The sequence below is a fragment of the Paenibacillus macquariensis genome (assembly GCF_900156375.1).
In the GTDB taxonomy this organism is placed as follows: domain Bacteria; phylum Bacillota; class Bacilli; order Paenibacillales; family Paenibacillaceae; genus Paenibacillus_AQ; species Paenibacillus_AQ macquariensis.
In genome coordinates, this window is record NZ_FTNK01000027.1 from 32796 (window position 1) to 39498 (window position 6703).

The 6703-nt window shown below is 42.3% G+C and carries 6 protein-coding genes; 4 read left to right on the forward strand and 2 right to left on the reverse strand.

Features of this window, described 5'->3' with window-relative positions; all coding sequences use genetic code 11:
* A partial coding sequence (locus BW961_RS30755; RefSeq protein WP_170878614.1) for an S-layer homology domain-containing protein occupies positions 1-1294 on the forward strand: 1294 nt, incomplete at its 5' end.
* A gap of 87 nt (positions 1295-1381) precedes the next feature.
* Here BW961_RS30755 and BW961_RS26805 read toward each other — a convergent pair.
* Positions 1382-1624 carry a helix-turn-helix transcriptional regulator gene (locus BW961_RS26805; RefSeq protein WP_068592731.1) on the reverse strand — a complete coding sequence of 81 codons (243 nt, stop codon included), beginning with the start codon at positions 1622-1624 and terminating at the stop codon, positions 1382-1384.
* 1386 nt (positions 1625-3010) lie between these two features.
* Here BW961_RS26805 and BW961_RS26810 point away from each other — a divergent pair.
* Entirely contained in the window at positions 3011-3322 is a 312-nt protein-coding gene (locus tag BW961_RS26810; protein ID WP_139331761.1) for a hypothetical protein, read from the forward strand.
* 133 nt (positions 3323-3455) lie between these two features.
* Positions 3456-4352 carry an RCC1 domain-containing protein gene (locus BW961_RS26815; protein WP_068592858.1) on the forward strand — a complete coding sequence of 299 codons (897 nt, stop codon included), beginning with the start codon at positions 3456-3458 and terminating at the stop codon, positions 4350-4352.
* A 478-nt stretch (positions 4353-4830) separates the two neighbouring features.
* Here the strand turns inward: BW961_RS26815 and BW961_RS26820 are convergent, their stop codons facing one another.
* Positions 4831-5034, reverse strand: a complete 204-nt coding sequence (locus BW961_RS26820) for an aspartyl-phosphate phosphatase Spo0E family protein (protein ID WP_068592733.1) — start codon at positions 5032-5034, stop codon at positions 4831-4833.
* 919 nt (positions 5035-5953) lie between these two features.
* Between BW961_RS26820 and BW961_RS26830 the strand changes: the two genes are divergently transcribed.
* Positions 5954-6703 (forward strand): copper amine oxidase N-terminal domain-containing protein (locus BW961_RS26830; RefSeq protein WP_076577063.1); only part of this gene is annotated, 750 nt, incomplete at its 3' end.

The window sequence follows — 6703 nt, forward strand, 5'->3', positions numbered from 1 at the left end:
GGTGTTGTTAGACGGTACCGCCGTGTCGGTGACCGGAAGCGTGTATACGGTTGCTAACATAACTGCCGATCATATGATCAATGTTACGTTTAAGCGAAAAGACACGGGTGGCGGGAACAGTAACCCTCCGACGAGTGGTGGGAACAGTAGCATCCCATCTTCCGGTAGTACAGTCAATGGAAATACCGATGCTCATATACTTGTAGTGAAAACGGAAGATCTTACTTCTCCAGCCTCCAACGGAGTCGTGACGATCGCAGCCAAGGATAAAGAGAAAATTGTACTTCCTGCCAATGCAGCCGAACTGCTCGGAAATCATCAATTAGTCATTCAAACGGGTCCATTCACGTTGGAAGTACCCGCTGAATTACTTAAACAGTTGACGGATAAATTGTCCGCAGAAGATAAACGAAACAGTACGATAGAGTTAATCATGACTCTCTTATCCGAATCCGATGCTAACAATCTTTTAGCGATAAGGCAGTCTTCCACGCATGCAAAAATTAAAATTTCCGGCAATGTGATCCATTTCAGCTTATCGATTGTCGGAAAAGATGGTAAAGTGACAAGCTTGAACAGCTTCGATAAACCGATGACGATTCGATTCAAAGCGGATCCTTCCTTAAATCCGAAACTGACTGGCATTTACTATTTGGCAGACAACGGTACGCTGGAATATGTGCGAGGCACGTTTATTAACGGAGAATGGGTGGCCGATATTCACCATTTCAGTAAATATGCGGTGCTCGAATTCAAGAAATTATTTACCGATGTTAAGTCCACTCACTGGGCGGCCGATGCGATCGAACAGCTAGCGGCGAAGCAATTTATTGAAGGCACTAGTGCGGCAATGTTCGAGCCAGAGCGTTCTATAACACGGGCCGAATTTACGGCGATGCTTGTCAAAGCGTTGAACCTGGCATCAGTGGGCGAATCGAAATTTACGGATGTGTCGAAGGGTGCCTGGTACGAGGGAGCTGTTTCCATGGCGGTCAAAGCAGGCATTATTAAAGGAATTAGCACAACGTCTTTCAATCCCGATGCTAGAATCAAACGCGAAGAAATGGTCACTATGATGATGCGGGCGTATGTTATCTTGAAAGACGTCAAGTTGAACGGAAAAACGGCTTCTTCCTTTACCGACGAATCCGCTGTGGCAGCCTGGGCGCTTGAGTCAATAAGAGCGGCGGCGGCACTTCAATTAATTAACGGTCGAGAAGCAAACAAATTCGTTCCGAACGGGATAACTTCCCGTGCAGAAGCAGCAGCTTTGCTCAATAGAGTCTTACAGTAAGCGTGAAAACCCCCAATTCCTATATTGGGGGTTTTCATTTTGCCCAAATACCGGGAATCCGTTTCAATGCGCTTATTCACTGCATATTCAACTAGTGTGTCGGAATACGGAAGGCGGCACGCCGTAGTAAGCCGTGAATTGTTTCGTGAAGTGATGAATAGAGGAATATCCCAAGTCATCAGCCAGTTCCGTGATGGAACGATTGCTTTCTCTCAGAGCAGCGGCCGCTTGCTTCATGATCGCCCTTGTCCAGAAAGCTTTGGGAGAGAGTCCTGTCGCTTTCTTGAATAAATCATGGAATTGCGTTTTTCTAAGTCCGCTTAACGCCAACCATGTCTCTTAATCTCTTACCGCATTTGCCTCTTGGTTGATAAGAACGATATTCGGTTTGATACGATAATCGGCAAGCAACGGAGCTTGCGAGAGTTGAATGAACTCCAATATAAATGCCTTAAGCAAGCTATTCGCGATTTCGGAGGAAAGCGGATGAAATCGCTGATTATGATGGACGATGTGTTCAAACGAGGTAATCATTGGTTCATGGTGCTGAAGCGGGAAGTGGAAGGGAAGTCGATTGATTGCCGGATCGGCATTTTTTTGCGTTAGATAAGAAGGATCGAAATCCGAAACGTCCCATACTAGATGGCGATGGGTATTCGAGGGGATCGACGACCATAATTCGCAATATACATTATAGCTGGATAGCGGCTGCTCAGTACTTCAAAATAATAGTTAAGAATAAAGGCTGATAGTTAATTGTTAAAGATCAGCCTTTATTGTACTCTGATAAAGAGAAGAGGAGTCTTGATGGGTTATCGGAATATATTCTTGTCAACCGACAATTACCGAATTTTTGTAAGAGGATAAGAACATATACCTATTGGAACCCGCGCTAGGCGGGCTTTTTTAATTTTATGGGTACAAGTTCTTGTCCTTTGCTCGAGACAAGTACTTGTACCTATTGCCGATAATGGACAAGAACTTGTACCGTTAGCCGCGGAGTCAAGTCCGGGACGTTTACAAATTTCGGGTGACAACAATAATATCTCATTAAATACCGCTTAGTAGCGTTCCAAGTAGGTTCGAATCAATTGTACTCGACAACACGGCATCTGTCGGAAGACAAGATTGTGTACCGCTAACCGACGATGATTAAGCTAACGGGTAGGTTTGCTCAACAAGATTTTTATTTTAAAATGGTCACCAATTAATGCATGTTGGTTTTTTTTGCAATTTATGGACGCGTAAGGCGACGAGTCGGGAATGGGATAAAGTTATTGTCAACCAGTAAATATGGTGCGATTGGTGCGAGTTGTTACGTGCTGAAGGGTGGAGTGGTGCGAAGTTGTTGCGGCAATGGTACACTTTTTGGAGGAGAAATTCGGTCCCCGCCCCTCCAACAGGCCCTAACTAATCTCCAATCCTCTAAAACTCCTGTATATGATAAAATGGGGCGGTGCTGTAAAATGGACCGGATAGGAGTGTGCCAGCCATGGACACGAGTAGACTTAAATCCTTGCGCGTGAAACAAATCATTTTCATCAATGCATGTATGTGCACCTCATCCCATTATCCGGCGGTCTCTTACTTGTTCTAGAGCCGTCGCCTTCGGACGCTTATCTTGTAGGCGTTTTTTTGTATGGGGCCTTATTGCTTTTTGAATTTTGGAGCCTCTATTTTCCGAAGCATCTGCTCTTCATGCACGGCCCCCGGTTTATGCATGAAATTGCGGAATATGAACGGGAAAAGTTAGGCAAGAAGCAAGATCGAAATGGACGAATTGTGGGACTATTTTCCTTTACGTTCTTACTAGGGAATCAATTAGTGGCATTTACTCGCATAAGGGATGACGATCCCATGCAAATTCGGGATGTGTCTGGATTTTGGACGATTATGGCTATTCTAGTTTTAATCTTTACCTTAATGGGTAACGCGGCCATCCTGTACCGCATTCACAAAATCGATAAAACAGAGCCGGGAAATTCCGCTGGTTTACGCTTAAATCGTTGGCACTGGGAATTATCTTAGGTATGGTCTCCGTGCTCCTCTTGAGTGTGGGGTTCGGAATCGTGTTGAATTAGCAGGAAGTTATTACTCTAACTGGAAAATTAGTGGAATATGTAATCAAAAATAGAAGGTAGAAGGTGATAAACAAGTGAACATTGAAGGTGATTGGCTCGAACAGGTGGCGTTAAAGGTGAAACGTTGGCCTAAAGTTACCATAGCGGCGGGTCGTCGTCATACCGTTGGGCTTAAATCTGACGGAACGGTGACGGCTGTGGGTGATAATAAATATGGCCAATGTGATGTAAGCGGCTGGCGCGATATTGTGGCGGTCGTGGCGAGTAATGTTCATATGGCGACTAACACGGGTAATGCTCATACAATCGGTCTTAAATCTGACAGTACTGTGGCGGCTGTGGGTTGGAATACGCATGATCAATGCAATGTAAACGACTGGCGCGATATTGTAGCGGTCGCGGCGGGTTGGCGTCGTACTATTGGGCTTAAATCGGATGGCACGGTGGTAGCAGTGGGCCGAAATAATGAAGGTGAATGCAATGTAAGCGGCTGGCATGATATTGTGGCGGTCGCGGCGGGTGACTGGCATACAATCGGTCTTAGACTGGACGGCACGGTGACGGCTGTGGGTAATAATCGGTATGGCCAATGCAATGTAAGCGGCTGGTGCGATATTGTGGCGGTCGCGGCGGGTTATCTTCATACAATCGGTCTTAAATCGGACGGTACGGTGACGGCTGTGGGTTTGAATAAACATGACCAATGCGATGTAAGCGGCTGGCGCGGTATTGTGGCGATAGCGTTGGGTAGTAATCATACCGTCGGCCTTAAATCGGACGGTACGGTGGCGGCTGTGGGTTGGAATGAGTATGGCCAACGTAATGTAAGTGATTGGCGCGATATTGTGGCGATTGCGGCGGGTTGTGCCCATACCGTCGGGCTTAAATCGGACGGCACGGTGGTTGCTGTGGGTGATAATGAATATGGCCAATGCGATGTAAGCGGCTGGCGCGGCATCCAACTACCCGACAATTAGTTTTCAATATTAATAATACATATAATAATGAAAGCCATGCGTCGATGCGTCGGGGAAACAGAATTAAAATGGTTATTTGAAGAATTATGATAGCATACCTTTTAAGCGACACCATAGGGAATAGTATCATTTTCCGTTAAGCTAACGGGACACGATAGTTCAATAAGGACAGCGGCAGTCTAAGACTTTATTTTTCAAGTCTTGGTCCGCCGCTGTTTCATTTTTATGGTCAGTCTAATACTTATTTTTTGAAGTCTGGCGATCATTATTCTCATAAACCGCGTTAAATCAGGCACCTCAGTCTAAAACTTTATTTTCACTGGACAGCAGAAAGGCCCCGATTCTCCATTCTACCTTTCCTTCGAAGTGAACTTCTTCCAAGAAAGAAGAAAATGGATTCTAGGGCCTTTTTTGCGTGCTTGGGGATGTATCATAGACAGACATGCACACAAAAGCTAGTGTTTTGTTCAGATGTCCTTTATTGAGCAACCACTAACTGCTCATGCTGCTTGATTACTCGTACTACTGTTTTCTTTTTTTGCTTTTGATAGATAGCGATATATCTATCCAATTTGTGGCTAATTGCAACAACACTTTCATGTGTAAGACTGTCTTGTACCAATGCTTCCTTAACCATTTGAAGACGCACTGTTTCGATTTTTTCTATGAGGAATAGTTCCACTCTACTTATCTCCGTTCCTGTTCCTATAAGACGACAAAAGATATTATATATCAGGAAGCTGTAAAAGGCTGTAACTATTTGTCGTTGAAATTGTGACTAAATTGTGTCTCGATTTAGTGTTTGTTCTTGATTGCAATTCGTTGCATAAAAAGCCAGTTTTTCCTTACTCTACAAGGGATTCTGCGTCTTACACTTTCTTACAATCCACCAAATTATCTGGAATTGAAAATCAAAATTCAATTTTGATCTTTCCCCAAACCAGAACAAAATTCACGGTGTTTTGGATTTTGATTTTACTTCACTTGATATTAGCTTTATGGAATTTACCATTTCCCTTAATCACATCATACAATTGACAAACGGATCATGGGATATGACGGAGGCATTTATAAGAGGCTACTCTCAATTTCGAAGATGTATATATCAAGAAATGAATCAACTGCAGTTTTTGACTCAAATTTACCATATTACTGTACTTCATATTTACATCGGTCAGCATTATTCTGGAAAGAATATCGAGCAGAACTTTAATTACATCCTAAGTCAATTTCAAACAAGGAATGACTGGCTGAACAAACATCTCTCTTCAATCAATCAACTGATTGAAGAGTACTTACTTTGATCCATTTGTTCAACTAACGGGACACGATAGTTGAATAACACACAATGATGAGCAGGAGCTCCGGTATCCTGCTCTTTTTATTGCAACATTTATCCAAAAGAAGCGTTTAATTGATTATGAAATTATTTCTAGTAATTAAGCAAGAGTATATTCATACTCACAATTCTAAGGGGGCATATTCGATATAATTTAGCTTCATTGGACCTTGACGGTACACTGTTAATTTACTCCAATGTTGTAGACGAAGTGAGATTACAATTTAATTATTATATTTTCGAAAAAAGGAGTTGTTAAGAAATGAAACGAATATTTTCAGGTTTTTTTCTTGTTTTTCTACTATTAATTACTTCTTTACCTACTTATGCAGCTACAACTAACATTCAAATCAAGGTTGACGGTGTTGTTATTCCATCCGATGTGAAACCCGAAATTAGGAACAATCGTACAATGGTGCCATTGCGTGTTATCAGTGAAAATTTGGGAGCCAAAGTCGATTGGTCGGATTCTGAAGTTACCCTCACTAAAAAAAATATGCAGGTAATATTAAACCTGCATAGCAATACCGTAATGAAAAACGGTAAAACGTCTCTGCTCGACGTAAAACCATATATAAAGAATAAACGCACCATGGTTCCACTTCGCTTCCTTTCAGAAACATTTGGATGTAAGGTCAATTACAGATATTCCACAGTTTCTGTTGATTGCGAGGCATTGATGATAGATGGTGTAAAAGTAAAAGCATTGCAAGAGGAATACCATATGACTATGGGCGGCGTAGTACAGCAAATTAATGGGAACGCATATAACGAAACAATTTATAATATTTTTGTGGAAAACAAAGGAAATAAAGTCGAAGCTCCTGCAAATTATTCGTGGATGTATACCATGGACACTCTTGGATCTTATTATAAAAATAGTCAATATGATTTTTTGAACCTAGAAGGTAAAAGCCTAAAGCGTTTTGATATTTATTCTTTAATTAAAACTTTTTCAGATGAAGCTTTAGAGGGATACCCAGAAGTTTTAATTCATGACGCTACTGAAAAC

Excerpts from the sequence above, each read along its gene's own strand:
- BW961_RS26810 (WP_139331761.1), top strand. The coding sequence starts at position 3,011 with ATGCATGAAATTGCGGAATATGAACGGGAAAAGTTAGGCAAGAAGCAA.